We start from the raw sequence: 17,177 nt of genomic DNA on the forward strand, positions 1-17,177 counted from the left end.
GCCGGCCGGCGACCGGTCGAGCGTCTACTACACGCCATCGTCTACCGTTGATCCGTGAGCATTCTCGAGACAGTGCTGATCTTCGTCGGCATCCCGCTGGTGATCTACGCGGCGATCGCCGGATTGTCGTACCTCGGTAAGCCGCTGCCCGGCGAGAAGCCGGTCCACTTCGAACTCGGACAGAAGTGGACCCAGCCGCCGGTGCTGTGGAGTGCCACCGACGAGGTGACCGGTCACGGGCACCACGACGCCGCGCCGCACGGAAACCATGCGGCTATCGAATCCGCCCAGGGTGAGCCGATCGGAGGCCGGGCAAGTGGCAAGTTCTAAGTGGCCCGCGGTGGTCGAGGCCGACCTCCCGCACGGATACGCCCTCACCAGCAGCGGACGCGTGTCCGGTGTGCACGAGGCCGGCGACGTGTTCAAGGAAGCCCCGTTCAGCGATGACGAGCGGCTCGCCATGGACAACGCGCTCACCGAAGCGACCCGCGCGACCAAGGTGCGCTTCAACGTCTACATCGGCGACCTCGGCGCGGACACCGCCGCCGGCGCCGACGCGCTGTTCCCCACCACTCCCGAGGCGGCGCGCTCGGTGCTCATCGCCGTCTCGCCCAACGAGAAGGCCGTCGAGGTCCGATCGGGCCACGAGGTCGCCGACCGCGCGAACGACCGCGTCTGCCAGCTCGGCGTCACCGCCGCGCTGAGCTCGATCCGGCAGGGACAGCTCATCGACGGGCTCGTCTCCGCCGTCCGCGTGATGGCCGCCGCCATCGGTCGCTGACGCCCCACGTTCACCAGCGTGCTCACGGCGCGCCCACCCCTGCGGTGGGCGCGCCGTCGGCGTTTCGGGGGTCCAGAGTTTCGGGGAGGGCGTTCGCGCCCAGATACGAATCCCCGCGCGAGTGCCAGGCGCAGAAAGTGGGGGTTGTCGGGGAGGGGCGCGGCCGAGCAGGTTGGAGGCATGACAATTCTCGTCACCGGCGCCACCGGAAACATCGGACGCAAGGTCGTCGATCACCTGCTCGCGGGCGGAGCCACCCGGGTGCGGGCGCTCACCACCAATCCGGCCAAGGCCGCGCTGCCCGAGGGCGTCGAGGTCGCGCGCGGCTACCTCGGGCGGGTCTCCTCGCTGCCCGCCGCGTTCGAGGGCGTCGAGCGCATGTATCTCGCCCCGCTGCTCGAGACGGTGGACGAGGTGGTCGCGCTGGCGCGGGAGGCGGGCGTGCGCCACATCGTGGACCTCTCCGGCGACGAGAGCACCGACTGGCAGCCGATCGCGAAAGCCGTGGAGGGGTCGGGGGCGGACTGGACACACCTGTACACGCGCGAGTTCGCCGAGAACGCGACCATCTGGGCCGAGCAGATCAAGGCGTCCGACGTGATCCGCGAGGGGTACCCCGAGGCGGGGAACGCGCCGATCACCATGGACGACATCGCCCGCGTCGCGGCGAATGTCCTGCTCTCCGAGGGGCATTCGCACAAGATCTACGAGCTGACCGGCCCGGAGACCATCACCAGGGCCGGCAAGATCCGCCAGATCGGCGCGGCGCTGGGGCGCGACCTCACCGTCGAGCACGTGTCGCGGGAAGAGGCGGTGGCCATCCTGCAACCGATGATGGGCGAGTACGCGGAGTGGTACCTGGACGGGATGCAGTCGATGGTCGACCACCCGCAGCGCGCGACCACCACCGTCGCCGACGTGACCGGGGAGCCCGCCACCAGTTTCGCGCAGTGGGCCCGCGACAACGTCGACGCGTTCCGCTGAGGTGCTGAACTCCCCGATGGCTCGCCGAGGGGCGCGCGATACCCGACGCGCCGGTGCCTCTCGGCGACGAGGGTGATGGCCGCCGACGCGCTCGCATTCCCTGGACCCCTGTGGTCGATGCGCTCGGCGGGATCCTGCGACGCGGTTGAGGTCGAGCCGGGAAGTCATATCCTGCAAGAGTGGCAAAGTTGCCGGTCCCGATCGCGCGCCTGCCGTGGGGTGCGGCGGTGCTGTGCTTGATCGCGGGGGTCGGGGCGTTCACGCGGCCGTTCCACTTCGCTTCTACCGCAATGGTTTTGGTTTTCGGAGTGGGAGCGGTCGTGCTGGTGGCGTGGCCGCGGGTGGGTGCGGGGCTCGTCGTGCGGAGGTCGGTGGGGGCGGTGCCCGGAGACGGTCCGCGCCCGTCGGCGGACGACGTGGGTTCGCCGGCGGAATGCGCGGGGTCGGCGACAATCCGCCGCCCGGTGTCCAGCTCTCGCCGGTCAGCGTTGGGTGACCGAGGTGGCGCGTCTCGGCGGGACAGGTCGGCGTCCGGGGCGGTGTCGCGCGTCGCGTTCCGGCGCGGCGTGGTGGTGTGGTCGGTGTTGATCGGGGCATTGGTGGTGCTCGAGGCGTTCGCGTATGTGCGGCAACCGGATTGGCTGCGCGCCGATCCGGAGCACCCGACCCTGTCGATCCTGCTCGACCCGGTGCTGGAGGAGGGGCCGGTGCGGTTCCTCGGGTGGTTGGTGTGGTTGGCGCTCGGCTGGTGGGTGGTGACGCGATGGACGAGCGAACGCTGATAATCGCCGGTTTCGCGGTACTGCTCACCCTGGTGCTCGCCGCCACCGTGCTGGCCCACCTGCGCCGCGACCTGCTGGCTCCGCTGGGCGTGGTGGTCGGCGCGGCCTTGCGCGGGCGCGCCATGCGGCTGGTGGCGGTGGCGGGGTGGATCTGGCTCGGCTGGCATTTCCTCGCGCGCTGACCCATTACGCCCTGAGCGTAAGTGCGGCCGGGGGGACGCCGTGGTGTCGTATCGTCGGCTCATGAGCGAGCAGGCGAGGTTGCACGCGATTCCGGGTGGGGGCGAGGACGCCGAGCGCGACACCGAGCGGTCCGCGGCGGGCGAACCGCTGTGGCGCGAGGTGCTCGGCGAACGGCTCCGCGAGATCCGCCGCGACCAGGGGGAGACCCTGTCCGAGACCGCGCGCCGCGCGGGTATCTCCCCGCAGTACCTGTCCGAGGTCGAACGCGGCCGCAAGGAGCCCTCCAGCGAGATGATCGCCGCCATGGCGGGCGCCCTCGGCACGTCCCTCGGCGAACTCGCCGAACAGGTCGCCGCCGAGATCCGCCGCGACCGCGCCCTGTCCCTCCTGCGCCCTGCCCTGCGCCGCTCGACCCACGGCCCCACCCTCCTGGCCGCCTGAGCTCGAGGGTTCAGCCGCTACGCCGGGTAGTACTCGTCGCGCGCGGGCTGACGCGCAAGCTTCGCCCGCGCGCCACCGGGTTTCCGCGTTGCGCACCCCACCACCCTGGCCGCCTGAAACTCGGCACCCGGCCCGGTTCCGTCCACCGGAGTGACCCGCGCGAGACCGGCGGGCCATCGGCAGGGGCGCGTCACCCGCCGGCGCCGCGCGTGCGTCTCGCCCCGTTCGCGGGGAACCTCACCGGCTGGTTCGGTCGACATGCGTTGGGCGCGAACAGCTCCCGCGACTACGGCTGAACGCCGGTACTTGTGTGGCGCACACCGCCGATGCCGTTCGGCATGCGCGGACGCATAGAGTCCCTGGCAGCCGCGACACCGAACGTCGGCCTCGCCAGATGCGCCGGTATGCCCCTGTCGCGCAGGGAGGAGATACGGCGGGCGGACGGGTGCCACGCAATCGGGTGTATGTCGGAGGTGCGCGACCGATCGCGAGTGCATGGACGGCGTACTCGGTGAACATGACCCCCCGCTACACAGCGGTGCCGGCTCAGCCTCGCGGGTCCAGGACACGGTCGGCGAGGCCGTATTCGACGGCGGCGGCGGCGGTGAAGACGCGGTCGCGGTCGGTGTCGTGGCGGAGGGTCTCGACGGTCTGGCCGGTGTGTTCGGAGAGGATCGACTCGATCGCGCTGCGCATGCGGACCAGTTCGTCGGCCTGGATGATCAGGTCGGGGATGGCGCCCTGGCCGCGGGCGGCGGGCTGATGCAGGACCACGCGGGCGTGGGGGAGCATGGCGCGCTTGCCTTTCGCGCCGCCCGCCAGCAGGACCGCGCCCACGGCGATGGCCTGGCCGACGCAGGTGGTGTGCACCGGAGCCTGGATGTAGCGCATGGTGTCGTAGACCGCGAGCATGGCGGGCAGGTCGCCGCCCTCGCAGTTGATGTACATGTTGATCTCCTGGCCGGGGCTCTCCGACTCCAGGTGCAGCAGTTGCGCGATGAGCGCGTTGGCGACGCCGGCGTCGATGGGGGTGCCGAGGTAGACGATGCGCTCGGCCAGCAGGTGGGAGTAGATGTCGGTGATGCGCTCGCCGCCGCCCGGATGCCGCGCGATGACGTTGGGAATCGTGTACGTGGACATGGTCTTTCGCTCCTGGTGTAGGTGGCGGCTCACGCCGAGATGCCGAAGCGCCTGCGCTGGGGGACGATCTGGTCGAACGATTCGACGATGTGGTCGATGAACCCGTACTCGAGCGCTTGCGGCGCGGTGAACCAGCGGTCGTGCAGCGAGTCCTCGTACACGCGGTCGTAGGGCTGGCCCGTGTCGGCGGCGATGATGCCGAGCACCGTTTCCACGGTGTGCCGCAGATCGTCGGCCTGCGCCTCGACCTCCACCGCGCTGCCCCCGATGCCCGCCGAACCCTGGTGCATGAGGATCCGGGCGTGCGGCAGCGCGAACCGCCGTCCCGGCGTGCCCGCCGACAGCAGGAATTGCCCCGCGCTGCACGCCAATCCGAGCGCCAGCGTGGACACGCTGCACGGAATCAACCGGATCACGTCGCGAATGGCGAGCATCGCGGGCACCGAACCGCCGGGGGAGTGGATCCACAGCGAGATCCCGGCCTCGGAGTCCTCGGCGGCCAGCGTGAGCAGTTGCGTCGTGAGCAGGGTGCCGTTGTCGTCGTCCAGCCCGCCGTCCAGCACCAGAATGCGCCTGCTCAACAGTTGTTCCCGCGCATGCCGATCGAACAGCGGTGTCTTCCCGTCCTGAGTCATGCCCCCACCGTGCCCCAGAAAATCCCCACCCCACCGGTTCGCTGCCGTCAGCAGATCCGCCCACAGCAGAGAATGTGTGAAGCGGGGGGACCATCCGCACCGCAGCTAGCGTGGGGTGCGGGGCCCGTATCGAGCCCCGCACCGGAGCGGCCTACTGTGCGTCGAAGGCTCGGGCGCGGAGGGAGCGTTCGATGCCTGCTTTTCCTTCCGAGACGAGGCGGTGCAGGGCCGGGGGGTGGTCGGCGGCGAGGAACTTGTCGGCGGTGGCGACGGCTTCCTCGGTGATCTCCCAGGACGGGTAGAGGCCGATGACGACCGTTTGGGCGACCTCGCTGGAGCGGCGCTCCCACACCGAGGGGATGTCGGCGAAGTAGCGCTCGACGAAGCCGCTGAGCAGTTCACCCTGGCCGGCCGGGGCGAAGCCGCCGACGATGGCGCGGGCGGTGATGTTGGGGACGGAATCGTCGCCCATCACCGTGGCCCACGCCTGTTCCTTCACCTCGGCGATCGGGCGGGCGGTGGCGGCGGCCGCCGCGTGGCGCTTGCCCGCCGCCGTGGGGTCGTTGTCGAGTTCCCGATCGATGGTGGGGGTGGCCGTGCCGTCGGCGTCGATCTCCCCCGAGGCCGCCAGCGCGGTGACCAGTCGCCAGCGCAGATCGGTGTCCACAACCAGGCCGTCGAGCCCCAGCGCCGAGGGCTCGCCGTCGAGGAGTTCGCGCAGCACCTCGGTGTGCCGTTCGGCCAGGCGCGCGCCGGTGAGGGCGTTGACGAACGCCAGCTGGTGGTCCGATCCCGCCTCGGCCTCGCGCGCCAGCTCGAGCAGCCGGTCGGCGAATTCGGGCCAGCCCACCTCGGCGGCCCACGCCGGGTCGGCGTAGCTGCCGATGGCGGTGGCGGCCTGCACGAGCAGCCGCTGCACCACGCCGATCTCGGACTCGGCGCCCACACCGCGCTGCACCAGCGCGACGAAATCGCGGGCGCGGAATTCGGCCTGCCTGGTCATCTCCCACGCCGCCGACCAGGCCAGCGTGCGGGGGAGCGGTTCGGCGATATCGGCGATCCGGTTGACCAGCACGTCCAGCGAATCGGCGTCCAACCGCACCGAGCAGTAGGTCAGGTCGTCGTCGTTCACCAGCACGAAGCGCCCGCGCGGCACACCGACCAGCTCCGGCACGTCGGTGCGCTCGGCGGTGTCCAGATCCAGTTCGACGCGGTGCGTGCGCACCAGTTTGCCGTCCACGTCGTCGTACACGCCGATGGCCAGCCGGTGCACGCGGCGCTCACCGGCGCCCGGTTCGGCACCTTCCTGCACCACCGCGAACGAGCGGAACTTGCCCTCGGCGTCGACCTCGAACTCGGGGCGAAGGATGTTCAGGCCGGTGGTCTTGAGCCACTGCGCGCCCCAGGTGGACAGGTCGCGGCCCGACGCCTTCTCCAGCGCTGCCAGCAGATCGTCGAAAGTGGCGTTGCCGTAGGCGTGTTCGGCGAAGTACGCGCGCAGGCCGGTGAGGAACGGCTCCAGCCCGACGTAGGCGACGAGCTGCTTGAGCACGCTCGCGCCCTTGGCGTAGGTGATGCCGTCGAAGTTCACCTCCACCGCGTGCAGGTCGGGGATGTCGGCGGCGATGGGGTGGGTGGAGGGCAGCTGGTCCTGCCGGTAGGCCCAGGACTTCTCCACGTTGGCGAAGGTGGTCCACGCGTTGGTGTACTCGGTGGCCTCCGACTGGCACAGCACCGAGGCGAAGGTGGCGAACGACTCGTTGAGCCACAGGTCGTCCCACCACTTCATGGTGACCAGGTCACCGAACCACATGTGCGCCATCTCGTGCAGCACGGTCTCGGCGCGGCGCTCGTAGGAGGCGCGGGTGACCTTGGAGCGGAAGACGTAGTCCTCCAGGAACGTCACCGCGCCCGCGTTCTCCATCGCGCCCGCGTTGAACTCCGGCACGAACAGCTGGTCGTACTTGCCGAAGGCGTAGGGCACACCGAAGTTGCGGTGGTAGAAGCCGAAACCCTGTTTGGTCTCGGTGAACAGGCGCTCGGCGTCCATGTGTTCGGCGAGCGAGGCGCGGCAGAAGATGCCGAGCGGGATCTCCCCGTGCTCGTCGGCATAGGAGTCGGTCCATTTGGCGTACGGGCCCGCGATCATGGCGACCAGGTAGGTGCTCATCCGCGGCGTGGTGGCGAAGGTGTGCACGGCCACCGCGCCGACCTGCTTGCGGCTGCCCGAGCCGTTGGAGATGACCTCCCAGTCGGCGGGGGCGGTGGCGACGATGTCGAAGGTGGCCTTGAGATCGGGCTGGTCGAAGCACGCGAACATGCGCTTGGCGTCGGCGGTTTCGAACTGCGAGTACAGGTAGACCTTGTCGTCGGTGGGATCGACGAAACGGTGCAGGCCCTCGCCGGTGTGCGAGTACACGCAGTCGGCCTCGACGACCAGTTCGTTGCGCTCGGCCAGGCCGGTCAGCGCGATGCCCTGCGATTCGTCGTAGCCGGTGACGTCGAGCGGCTCGCCGTTGAGCGTGGCCGAGCGCACGCCCGCGGCGACCAGGTCGATGAAGGTGCTCGCGCCGGGGGTGGCGGTGAAGGTGACGGTGGTCTTGGAACCGAAGATGTCGGAGACCGGCGCGTCGGCGGAGGTGGGCTGCCCGGTGAGGTCGAGTTCGATGCGGTAGTTCTCGACGCCCACGGTGGCGGCGCGCTCGATCGCCTGGTCGCGGGTGAGATTCGGGGCGGACATGGAACTCCTTCGCTCGGGGACGAACACGGCACGGTACGAGCTCGCGACGGGTGCTCGCCCGCAGGCGTCGCCACCCGGCGGGACCGCGCTCGCGGAGCCGTCCCGCCAACCCTAACGGCCGAGCGGACGGACGTGCCGGGCCGATCGCCGCGCGACCTGGCCCGCGGCGAAAGTTGTCCACATGTGGATAACCGATTTCGCGCCGAGGGCCGCCCGGGGCGGTATCCGGCCTCGACTCCGGTCGCGGAGCCTGGACGAAACCGCAGGTAGATCCTCCGGCGCGGATTTCGCTGTCGCTCCGGCCGGCTCGTGAAAGTGGCGCTCGCCACGGCGAGGAACGACCCGTCGGCCACCCACCCGGTCCGGAGGGTTCGAGCGCCGGTGACGATAAGGTTCGTATGTCCGACCTCGCGTTCACCGCATACTCGGGTACGCCTCGAACGCTGGGCCGGCGCGACGCATACCGCGACCGTGCGCACGGGCGCACACCTGACCCACTCCCGGAATCGGAGGCCCGACGTTGAAGCATGTGCACGCCGGAAAGGTGCGCGACCTGTACGAGGACGGCGACACCTTGCTGCTGGTCGCCTCGGACCGGGTCTCGGTCTACGACGTGGTGCTGCCGACGCCGATTCCCGGTAAAGGCGCGCTGCTGACCCAGCTCTCCAACTGGTGGTTCGAGTTCTTCACCGATATCCCCAACCACGTCGTCTCCACCACCGACGTGCCCGCCGAGTTCGCCGGGCGGGCGGTCCGGGTGAAGCCGCTGAAGATGGTGTCCGTGGAGTGCATCGCGCGCGGATACCTCACCGGGTCGGGCCTGAAGGAGTACCAGCGCACCGGCACCGTGTCGGGTGTGGCGCTGCCGCCCGGCCTGCGCGACGGCGACAAGCTGCCCGAGCCGATCTTCACCCCCACCAGCAAGGCGTCCGAGGGCCACGACGAGCCGATCACCTTCGACGACGTGGTGCACCAGGAGGGCCGCGAGGTCGCCGACCTGCTGCGCGACCGCACCCTGGACGTGTACCGGCGCGGGGCCGAGCACGCGGCGGGCCGCGGCGTGATCATCGCCGACACCAAGGTCGAATTCGGCTGGGACGGCGACGTTCTCACCCTCGGCGACGAGGTGCTCACCTCGGACTCCTCCCGCTTCTGGCCCGCCGACCAGTGGGAGCCGGGCCGCGCGCAGCCCTCGTTCGACAAGCAGTTCGTGCGCGATTGGTCCACCTCCACCGGCTGGGACAAGGAACCGCCCGGCCCGGAGATCCCCGCCGACATCGTGGAGGCCACCCGCCGCAAGTACCAGGAGGCGTACGAGCTGATCACCGGCCGCCCCTGGGAGCTCTGAGTTCAGCTCTCGCCGAGCAATTCGGCCAGCCGGTCCAGGTAGGGCCGCTGACCCGCGGTGAGTTTGTCGCGGGCGGTGTCCAGGTCGAACCATTCGGCGCGGTCGACCTCGGGGAACTCGGCGAGCGTGCCCGAGCGCGGCGGCCATTCCATCTGGAACGTCCCCGGCGTCACTGCGGACGGGTCGAGGTCGCCGTCGACCGCCCACACCGTGAGGTGCTTGCGCCCGCGCCCGCTGCCGTACTGCACCTCGCCCAGGGACGCCCAGTCGCCGTCGGGCACGGGCAGGCCGAGCTCTTCGGTGAACTCGCGCCGCGCCGCGACGGCAGGTTCCTCCGCACCGAACTCGTACTCGCCCTTGGGAATCGACCAGGCCCCCGCGTCCTTGCGCGCCCAGAACGGTCCGCCCATGTGCCCGAGCAGCACCTCGGCCCGTTCGCCGCGCCGGAACAGCAGCACGCCCGCGCTGTACTTCATGATCACCTCAGGAGTCGGAGTCGGCGGCGCTGCGCACCCGGGCGGCGCGCAACATCAGATAGTCGCGTTCGGGCACGCTGGTGGTGCGCGCCGCGGCGGCGGTGTAGTGCGCGATCGCCGCGGGACGATCACCGGCCATCTCGTAGAGGTGCCCGCGCACCGCGTCGAGCCGATGGCCGCGCCCCAACTGATCCGCCACCGTCTCCGCCAGCTCCAGTCCGGCCGGGGGTCCGTGCACCATGGCGACGGCGACCGCCCGGTTCAGCGTCACCATCGGATTGGGCGCCAGCCGTTCGAGCACGTCGTAGAGGCCGAGGATGCGCGACCAGTCGGTGTCCTCGGCGCGCAGCGCCTGCCCGTGCAGCGCCGCGATGGCGGCCTGCACCTGGTAGGTGCCGGTGAGCCCGCCGGACAGCGTGCTCGTCACCAGTCGCACGCCTTCCACGATCATCGTCCGGTCCCAGAGTCCGCGCTGCTGTTCGTGCAAGGGGATCAGCTCGCCGTGCGCTCCGGTCCGCGCGGCGCGGCGGGAATCGGTGAGCAGCATGAGGGCGAGCAGGCCGGTGACTTCGCTGTCGTCGGGGAGGAGTTCGTGCACGGCGCGAGCGAGGCGGATCGCTTCGGCCGAGAGGTCCGCGCGCCGCAGCTGCGCCCCCGAGGTGCTGGTGTGCCCCTCGCTGAAGATCAGGTACAGCACGTGCAGCACCGCGCCGAGCCGGTCGCGCCACTGCGCGTCACCCGGACGGGCGAACGGCCGGTCCAGCGCGGCCAGCCGCTTCTTCGCGCGCGAGATGCGCTGGCCCATCGTGGCTTCCGGCAGCAGGAAGGCGTGCGCGATTTCCTCGGTGGTGAGTCCGCCGACCGCTCGCAAGGTCAGCGCGATGGCGCTGGCCTGCGAGAGCGCGGGATGACAGCACAGGAAGAACATGTCGAGGGTGTCGTCGCGATCCGCGGCGTCGCCGTCGGGCACCTCCCGCTCGAACACCGTGACCTCGCGGCGCCTGCGCGCCACCTCCGCGCGCACCGCGTCGGTCATCCTGCGCTGGGCCACCTGGATCAGCCAGCCGCGCGGATTCTCCGGCACGCCCTCCTCGGGCCACTGCGTCGCCGCCGCGAGCAACGCCTCCTGGACGGCGTCCTCGGCGGCGTCGAAATCGCCGAACCGGCGCACCAACAGGCCGAGGACCTGCGGCGCCAGCTCGCGCAGCAGGTCCTCGGTGCGTGCCGGAATCACCGCGGCGGTGCGCTCATCACCGCGCGGACCTCGATGTGCTCGCCGATCGGCTTTCCGCCGGGGCCCGGCGCCGCCGACGCCTTCGCGGCGATCTCCACCGCGCGCTCGGGGCTGTCCACATCGACGATCCAGTACCCCGCCAGGAATTCCTTCGTCTCAGGGAAAGGGCCGTCGGTCACCACCGGCGCGGAGCGCCCATCGGAACTGACGATGCGCGCCTCGTCGGGACCGGCCAGCCCCTGCCCGTCCACCAGCTCACCGGACTTGGCCAGTTCCTCGCCGAGGGCGCGCTGGAAATCGATGTGGGCCGCGATGTCCTCGGGCGCCCACTCCGAGATCGGGATGTCGCAGTTGGCGGGGGGTCCGTAGGATTTGATCAGCATGTATTTCACGGTCGGCTCCTTGCCGGTCGACGCGCCCCGGTGGCGCTCTCATGAGAAGGTCGGCGCGGGACAGCGGGTTTCGACGTATCCGCTCGGGAATTCTTCCGGCCGGTTCTCACAGGGGCGTCGAGGGGTCGGCCAGCCGATCGGGATCGACCGGTTCGCCCGCGGTGATGAGCTCCTTGATCCGGTCGGTCACGTCCCACACGTTGACGTTCATCCCCGCCAGCACGCGATTCCGCGCATCCAGCCAGAACGCCACGAACTCGCGCGCGTCCAGATCCCCGCGGATCACCACGCGCTCGTAGGCGCCGGGTGCGGCGTAGCCGGTGTACTCCATCCCGAGGTCGTACTGGTCGGTGAAGAAGTAGGGCAGTCGATCGTAGGTGGCGGGTTTGCCGAGCAGGGTGGCCGCCGCCACGGCGGGCTGGTTCAGCGCGTTCGCCCAGTGCTCGACCCGGATCCGGCGACCGTAGTGCGGGTGTTCCTCGGCCGCGATATCGCCGACCGCGACGATGTCGGGATCGCTGGTGACCAGGCTCGCGTCCACCAGCACACCGTTGTCGACGGCGAGCCCGGCGGCCTCGGCCAGCCCGGTGTTGGGGGCCGCGCCCACCGCGACGAGCACCGCGTCGGCGGGCACCTCGGTCCCGTCGCCCAGGCGTACGCCGGTGGCGACGCCCTCGCGGGTGACGATCTCCTCGACGCTTGCGCCCAGCCGCAGATCCACGCCGTGCGCGCGGTGCAGGTCGGCGAACACCGCACCCATCTCGGGGCCGAGCGCGCCGAGCAAGGGCTGCTCCGCGGACTCGATCACGCTCACCGTGACGCCCTTGGTGCGGGCCGCGGCCGCGACCTCCAGCCCGATCCAGCCCGCCCCGATGATCGCCAGCCGCCGGTCCTGGGCGAACAGTTCGATCAGCGTGTCCGAGTCGTCGATGGTGCGCAGCGTGTAGACGTTCGCCGCGTCGGCGCCCGGCAGGGGCAGCGTGCGCGGGGTGGAGCCGGTGGCCAGAGCCAGCTTGTCGTAGGTGAGGGTCGAATCGTCGGGCAGCGTGACGGTTTTCGCGCCCGCGTCGATCGCCATGACGGTGGTGCCGAGCAGCAGTTCGACGTGGTGGTCGCGGTACCACTGCGCGGCGTCGACGGTGAATTCGGCGAGGCCCTTCTTGCCGAGTAGATGCTCCTTGGACAGCGGTGGTCGCTCGTAGGGCAGATGTTCCTCGGCGCCGATCAGGGTGACCTTGCCGTCGAAATCGTTGTCGCGCAGCGCTTCGGCCACTTTGGCGCCGGCCAGGCCGCCGCCGACGATCACGAAATGCCGATCCGAGGTCATCGTGGACTCCTCTCGGGGGGAACTCGTGTCCTCGAGCCTACTGTCACGCGGACACCGGCAACGCGATATCGCGACGCCGCCCGGGAACGAATCGCGCGGCGCCGTGGTTGGTTCGGAGTAGCGGCGCCGGGGCGTCGCGTATTCGAGCATGCGATCGAGAGGACCACCCGTGACCGACACGGTTGAGAAGGATGTCGCCGAATTCTGGTTCGACCCGCTGTGCCCGTGGTGCTGGATCACCTCCCGCTGGATTCTGGAGGTCGAGAAGGTCCGCGATATCGAAGTGCGCTTCCACGTCATGAGCCTCGCGGTGCTCAACGAGGGACGCGACCTGCCCGCCGAGTACCGCGAACTGCTCGAGACCGCGTGGGGTCCGGTGCGCGTGGCCATCGCCGCCGAACAGCAGCACGGGGAGAAGGTGCTCGCCCCGCTCTACACCGCCCTCGGCACCCGTTTCCACGACGGCAACACCGCCTACGGCCGTCCGACCACCGCCGAACAGCGCAAGCAGGTGATCGCCGACGCGCTCGCCGAGGTGGGGCTGCCCGCCGAACTGGCGCTGGCCGCCGACAGCACCGACTACGACGAGGCGCTGCGCAAGAGCCACCACGCGGGCATGGACAAGGTCGGCGACGACGTCGGCACCCCGACCATCCACGTCAACGGCGTCGCGTTCTTCGGTCCGGTCCTGTCCCGTATCCCGCGCGGCGAGGACGCGGGCAAGGTGTGGGACGGCGTCGTCGCGCTCGCCTCCTACCCGCACTTCTTCGAGCTCAAGCGCACCAGGCACGAGGAACCGGCCTTCGACTGAGCCGCTACGGCACCGGTTTCGGCGGCAGGCTCGGCACCTCGCCGTAGGGCGCGGGCGGCGGCGGGCCGCCGAAACCGGGGCGCGGGCTCGGCCGCCAGAACATCTTGCCGTGCCTGCTGCGGTCGCGTAGCGCCCACATCCGCCAGGTCAGCACCGGGTGGGTGGACATGGCGTTGACCAGCCAGACGAATCCGCCCTTCTCGGTGGCGGCGCGGTCGGCCATCTCGTCGAACCCGACCAGGGTGTTCATGTACTTGCCCGCCGCGAGCGTGCCCATCGCGGCGGCCGCGCCGGTGTGCCGGTTGCAGTAGCCGTGGTTGTCGGCCGTGTACTCCTGGGAGCGGATCAGCGAATTGCCCAGGATGGGCAGGAACGGCACCAGGAACATGCCGAGCTGGCGCCAATAGGAGGTGTGGCCCGCGGCGATGTGGCCGACCTCGTGGCCGATGATGAAGGCGAGCGCGTCGGGTTCGCGGGCCTGACCGCCGATTTCGAACAGGTCGCTGTACACCACCACGAACCGGCGGAAGCCGTGGCCGGAGGCGAACGCGTTGATCTGGCCGTTGCCGAGCACCACGTAGGCGTCGGGCGCCTTGGCCATTCCGAACCTGGCCGCCGCCTCGGCCACCATCCGGTACCCCTCCGGGAACTGCGTCGGCGACATCTTCACGCCGTTCACCCGCTGCGTCGCGAAATTCATACCGCGCGCGGCCCACACGATCACCGGCGCGAGCGCCAGCAGCAGGACGAGATCGCTCGGCGCGGCGCCGTCGAGCAGCGCGCCGATCAGCACGAGCACCGCGATCAGATACGCGATCGCGGTGAGCACCACGACCGCCACCAGCAGCGGGATCTCCCAGCTGTGCCGGGCGGGCATGCCGAACGGGGAGAGCCCGCGCGGCATCCGATGCGGCGTCGGCGGCGGGGGCGCGCCGTAGGTCGGGTACCCGCCGGTGTGCGCGGTCGGATACGGCGGTTGCTGGACTTCCCACCCGGTCGGCGGCGCGTACTGGTCCGCGGGCCGGTCTTGCGGGCCCGGCGGATTCGGTTCGTGCGGCTGCATGATGTGCACTCTATTCATCGCCGGCCGTGCCGGTCGGCGCGTCGGCGCGCGACCCGCCCGAGGGGGACGATCCCGCGCGGAACCGGCCCGGACGGGCCTGACACAATCGCAGCCATGCGCGTATACCTGGGTGCCGACCATGCCGGTTTCGAACTGAAGAATCACGTCAAGGCCCACCTCGAGCAGGCGAGGCACGAGGTCGTCGACTGCGGCGCCCTCGAATACGACGCACTCGACGACTACCCCGCGTTCTGCATCGAGGCGGCCCGCCGCACGGTCGCCGATCCGGGCAGCCTCGGCCTGGTGTTCGGCGGCAGCGGCAACGGCGAGCAGATCGCCGCGAACAAGGTGCCCGGCGCCCGCTGCGCGCTGGCCTGGAGCGTGGAGACCGCCAAGCTGGCCCGCGAGCACAATAACGCGCAGCTCATCGGCATCGGCGGCCGTATGCACTCCACCGAGGAGGCGCTGGCCATCGTCGACGCGTTCGTGAGCACGCCCTGGTCGGGTGAGGAGCGCCACCAGCGCCGCATCGATATCCTGGCCGAGTACGAGAAGTCCGGGGAAGCGCCCGCCGTTCCCGCGTACTGAGTTCGTCTCGTGCCGGAGGGGCACACGCTGCACCGCCTCGCGGACCGGCATCACCGGCGGTTCGCGGGCGGCGTGGTGCGGGTGTCGAGTCCGCAGGGCCGGTTCGCCGCCGACGCCGCGCGCGTCGACGGTCAACGGCTCGAGCGGGCCGAGGCCTACGGGAAACACCTGCTGCACCACTACGAATCCGGGCTCACGGTGCACGTGCACCTGGGTCTGTACGGCAAGTTCTACGACGCCGAGCTGCCGATGGGGGAGCCGGTCGGCCAGGTGCGGATGCGGATGGCCGGCTCGTCCGGTTTCGGCACCGACCTGCGCGGACCGGCCGCCTGCGAGATACTGCTGCCGCCGGAAGTGGACGCGCTCACCCAGCGCCTCGGACCCGATCCGCTGCGCCCCGACGCCGAGCCGGAGCGGGCGTGGCGGCGGATCACCCGTTCCCGCAGGCCGATCGGCACGCTGCTGATGGACCAGAGCGTGCTCGCCGGCGTCGGCAACGTCTACCGCGCCGAAGTGCTGTTCCGGCACGGCATCTCGCCCTACCGTCCCGGCGTGGAACTCGGCGCCGACGAGTGGGCCGCGCTCTGGGACGATCTGGTCGAGCTGATGCCGGTGGGTGTCGCGACGGGGCGGATGCACGTGGTGCGGCCCGAACACGATCACGGCGAGCCGTCCTACGCCCCCGATCGCCCGCGCACCTACGTCTACCGCAGACCCGGCGCCGGATGCCGGGTGTGTGCGTCACCGGTTGCCCACGCGGTGCTGGACGGCCGCAATCTCTTCTGGTGCCCGACCTGCCAGCCGAAATGAGGCCGCGCGCCGGCGCGCGGCCCCCTCGTCAGCCCGCGACGGCCGCGCCGATCTCCGGTTCGTCGGTGTCGGAATAGTGGAAACGGCGCCCACCAGCGGTCTTCGCGGTGTACATGGCCCGGTCGGCGCGGCGCAGCAGATCGATGAAGTCACACGGCGCGCCGGGCGGGTTGAAGGCCGTGCCCACGCTCGCCGACACCGGCACCGGGCCCGCCGCCGTCCACACCGGATCGCGCAGCGCGACCACGATGCGATTGGCGATATCGGTCAATGTCTGGCCGTCCCGGTTCAGCGCGACGACGAATTCGTCGCCGCCGTACCGGCAGATGACCGTGTCGGGCGGGCACACCTCGCGCAGGCGGTTGGCCAGCTCCACGAGGACCTCGTCGCCGACGGCGTGGCCGTAGCCGTCGTTGATCTGCTTGAAGCGGTCCAGGTCGATGAGCAGCAGGCCGACGCAGCTGGTGGGATCGGTCGCCATGCGGCGCACCCGGTCCTGCAGCAGGGTGCGGTTGGCCAGATCGGTGAGCGCGTCGTGGGTGGCCTCGTGGCGCAGCCGGTGCTGGAGCGCGGCGATCTCCTGCACGCGCAGCGACACCTTCGCCGAGAGGTTCTGCTCCTGCTGTGCCAGCGCGCGCTCCTGGAGGGCCTGGGCGTAGCTGTCGATGGCCTGGCTGGCCACGAACGGCCAGCGCGTGGCCACCAGCGAGCCGGGACGCCCGGAGGGGAATCCGAGTAGCCAGCGGCTCGCCTGGGCCAGCATCCGGGTTCGCTCGAACGGCGGGTCGGCCAGGCGAGCGCCCAGCATCCGCGCCTCGGGCACCGGGAAGGGCTCGTGCTTGGCCAGATACAGCAGCCGCTGCACCAGCTCGATGAGAACAGGTTCCAGCTGCGCGGGCGTCGTGTGCGAGCCCGGTTCGGCGCACACGGCGCGCGCCCAGTCGCGACACATCTCGCGCACCCGCGGTTCGGGATCGGTCGCCATGTCGATCACCGGCCGCTGGTCAGGTCGGTACCCGGGTGGCCTGTGCGCGCACAGATGCCGGTCTCACCCCGTTCGTTACTGCTATGCGGTTGTGCCCACCACGCTCGGCGCACGCTCACCGCCCCCTTTCCAGATACCCCCGTCCGGCAAAAAGGATCCTAGCAAGCCACCCGGCGGCGAAAAACGGCGTTTTACAACGAGTTTTCGCTGCCTCGCGAATGGCGATCGGGTATGACATCGCCGTCCGGGCCGAAGTGTTACACCCCACTTTTCATTAGCTGAACATTAGCTTTCGGGGCAGCCGAAGGTGTGCTGAACCGACTGGTCAGGATGGTTCCCGGCGTGCGCGCCCGGCGGCGATTTGTGAGATGTACGAACACCGCCCCGCGGCCCTGCCCCCGCGCGCACCGGCGCTGATAGGCTGCCTTGCTCTACGACCGTGGCGCCGATCGAGAGC

Annotated in this window: 19 protein-coding genes; 10 read left to right on the forward strand and 9 right to left on the reverse strand. The window is 70.5% G+C overall.

Annotated features, from left to right (window positions below):
• The first annotated feature begins 54 nt into the window (after window positions 1–54).
• From ctaJ to OHB21_RS19880, 6 genes are all read left to right on the forward strand, one after another.
• Window positions 55–330 (forward strand): aa3-type cytochrome oxidase subunit CtaJ, encoded by a 276-nt coding sequence (ctaJ, locus tag OHB21_RS19855; protein ID WP_067511541.1) that lies wholly within the window; start codon window positions 55–57, stop codon window positions 328–330.
• Window positions 317–781, forward strand: a complete 465-nt coding sequence (locus tag OHB21_RS19860; protein WP_067511540.1) for a DUF5130 domain-containing protein — start codon at window positions 317–319, stop codon at window positions 779–781. Before ctaJ ends, OHB21_RS19860 begins: the two co-directional genes overlap by 14 nt.
• A 180-nt stretch (window positions 782–961) precedes the next feature.
• A complete protein-coding gene (locus OHB21_RS19865; protein WP_195142136.1) occupies window positions 962–1,765 on the forward strand; it encodes an NAD(P)H-binding protein in 804 nt (267 codons plus the stop codon).
• Window positions 1,766–1,944: 179 nt separating this feature from the next.
• Window positions 1,945–2,547, forward strand: coding sequence for a hypothetical protein (locus OHB21_RS19870; protein ID WP_328435542.1), 603 nt, complete (start codon window positions 1,945–1,947; stop codon window positions 2,545–2,547).
• On the forward strand, window positions 2,529–2,729 hold the full coding sequence (locus OHB21_RS19875) for a DUF6186 family protein (protein WP_067511537.1): 201 nt from the start codon (window positions 2,529–2,531) through the stop codon (window positions 2,727–2,729). Before OHB21_RS19870 ends, OHB21_RS19875 begins: the two co-directional genes overlap by 19 nt.
• A 61-nt stretch (window positions 2,730–2,790) precedes the next feature.
• The gene (locus OHB21_RS19880; RefSeq protein ID WP_084537938.1) at window positions 2,791–3,171 is read left to right on the forward strand and encodes a helix-turn-helix domain-containing protein; all 381 of its coding nucleotides are present in this window, start codon (window positions 2,791–2,793) and stop codon (window positions 3,169–3,171) included.
• Window positions 3,172–3,717: 546 nt separating this feature from the next.
• Here the strand turns inward: OHB21_RS19880 and OHB21_RS19885 are convergent.
• The 3 genes from OHB21_RS19885 to pepN form a co-directional block, all read right to left on the reverse strand.
• Window positions 3,718–4,311 (reverse strand): ClpP family protease, encoded by a 594-nt coding sequence (locus OHB21_RS19885; protein WP_067511536.1) that lies wholly within the window; start codon window positions 4,309–4,311, stop codon window positions 3,718–3,720.
• A gap of 29 nt (window positions 4,312–4,340) precedes the next feature.
• Complete coding sequence (locus OHB21_RS19890; RefSeq protein WP_067511535.1) at window positions 4,341–4,946, reverse strand: ClpP family protease; 606 nt, start codon at window positions 4,944–4,946, stop codon at window positions 4,341–4,343.
• Window positions 4,947–5,097: 151 nt separating this feature from the next.
• A complete protein-coding gene (gene pepN, locus OHB21_RS19895) occupies window positions 5,098–7,686 on the reverse strand; it encodes an aminopeptidase N (RefSeq protein ID WP_067511534.1) in 2,589 nt (862 codons plus the stop codon).
• A gap of 520 nt (window positions 7,687–8,206) precedes the next feature.
• Between pepN and OHB21_RS19900 the strand changes: the two genes are divergently transcribed.
• The gene (locus OHB21_RS19900) at window positions 8,207–9,034 is read left to right on the forward strand and encodes a phosphoribosylaminoimidazolesuccinocarboxamide synthase (RefSeq protein ID WP_067511533.1); all 828 of its coding nucleotides are present in this window, start codon (window positions 8,207–8,209) and stop codon (window positions 9,032–9,034) included.
• Between the two features lie 2 nt (window positions 9,035–9,036).
• Here OHB21_RS19900 and OHB21_RS19905 read toward each other — a convergent pair whose 3' ends face one another.
• The 4 genes from OHB21_RS19905 to OHB21_RS19920 form a co-directional block, all read right to left on the reverse strand.
• On the reverse strand, window positions 9,037–9,510 hold the full coding sequence (locus OHB21_RS19905; protein WP_067511559.1) for an NUDIX domain-containing protein: 474 nt from the start codon (window positions 9,508–9,510) through the stop codon (window positions 9,037–9,039).
• Between the two features lie 7 nt (window positions 9,511–9,517).
• On the reverse strand, window positions 9,518–10,744 hold the full coding sequence (locus OHB21_RS19910) for an RNA polymerase sigma factor (RefSeq protein WP_198161821.1): 1,227 nt from the start codon (window positions 10,742–10,744) through the stop codon (window positions 9,518–9,520).
• Window positions 10,741–11,136, reverse strand: a complete 396-nt coding sequence (locus tag OHB21_RS19915) for a YciI family protein (protein ID WP_195125810.1) — start codon at window positions 11,134–11,136, stop codon at window positions 10,741–10,743. Before OHB21_RS19915 ends, OHB21_RS19910 begins: the two co-directional genes overlap by 4 nt.
• 106 nt (window positions 11,137–11,242) lie before the next feature.
• Window positions 11,243–12,463 (reverse strand): NAD(P)/FAD-dependent oxidoreductase, encoded by a 1,221-nt coding sequence (locus OHB21_RS19920; protein WP_067511532.1) that lies wholly within the window; start codon window positions 12,461–12,463, stop codon window positions 11,243–11,245.
• 148 nt (window positions 12,464–12,611) lie between these two features.
• Between OHB21_RS19920 and OHB21_RS19925 the strand changes: the two genes are divergently transcribed.
• Window positions 12,612–13,274 carry a mycothiol-dependent nitroreductase Rv2466c family protein gene (locus OHB21_RS19925; RefSeq protein ID WP_067511531.1) on the forward strand — a complete coding sequence of 221 codons (663 nt, stop codon included), beginning with the start codon at window positions 12,612–12,614 and terminating at the stop codon, window positions 13,272–13,274.
• Between the two features lie 4 nt (window positions 13,275–13,278).
• Here OHB21_RS19925 and OHB21_RS19930 read toward each other — a convergent pair whose 3' ends face one another.
• Window positions 13,279–14,178: a M48 family metallopeptidase gene (locus tag OHB21_RS19930; RefSeq protein ID WP_113975375.1), complete on the reverse strand. Its 900-nt coding sequence runs from the start codon at window positions 14,176–14,178 to the stop codon at window positions 13,279–13,281.
• 273 nt (window positions 14,179–14,451) lie between these two features.
• Here OHB21_RS19930 and OHB21_RS19935 point away from each other — a divergent pair, with 273 nt between their 5' ends.
• Both OHB21_RS19935 and OHB21_RS19940 read left to right on the forward strand, forming a co-directional pair.
• Window positions 14,452–14,925, forward strand: a complete 474-nt coding sequence (locus OHB21_RS19935; protein ID WP_195125809.1) for a ribose-5-phosphate isomerase — start codon at window positions 14,452–14,454, stop codon at window positions 14,923–14,925.
• 9 nt (window positions 14,926–14,934) lie between these two features.
• Window positions 14,935–15,735, forward strand: a complete 801-nt coding sequence (locus tag OHB21_RS19940) for an Fpg/Nei family DNA glycosylase (protein ID WP_195125808.1) — start codon at window positions 14,935–14,937, stop codon at window positions 15,733–15,735.
• A 28-nt stretch (window positions 15,736–15,763) separates the two neighbouring features.
• Here OHB21_RS19940 and OHB21_RS19945 read toward each other — a convergent pair whose 3' ends face one another.
• On the reverse strand, window positions 15,764–16,720 hold the full coding sequence (locus OHB21_RS19945) for a GGDEF domain-containing protein (RefSeq protein ID WP_067511557.1): 957 nt from the start codon (window positions 16,718–16,720) through the stop codon (window positions 15,764–15,766).
• Window positions 16,721–17,177: the final 457 nt, after the last annotated feature.

Origin of the sequence: Nocardia puris (genome assembly GCF_036051655.1) — a bacterium.
Taxonomy (GTDB): domain Bacteria; phylum Actinomycetota; class Actinomycetes; order Mycobacteriales; family Mycobacteriaceae; genus Nocardia; species Nocardia puris.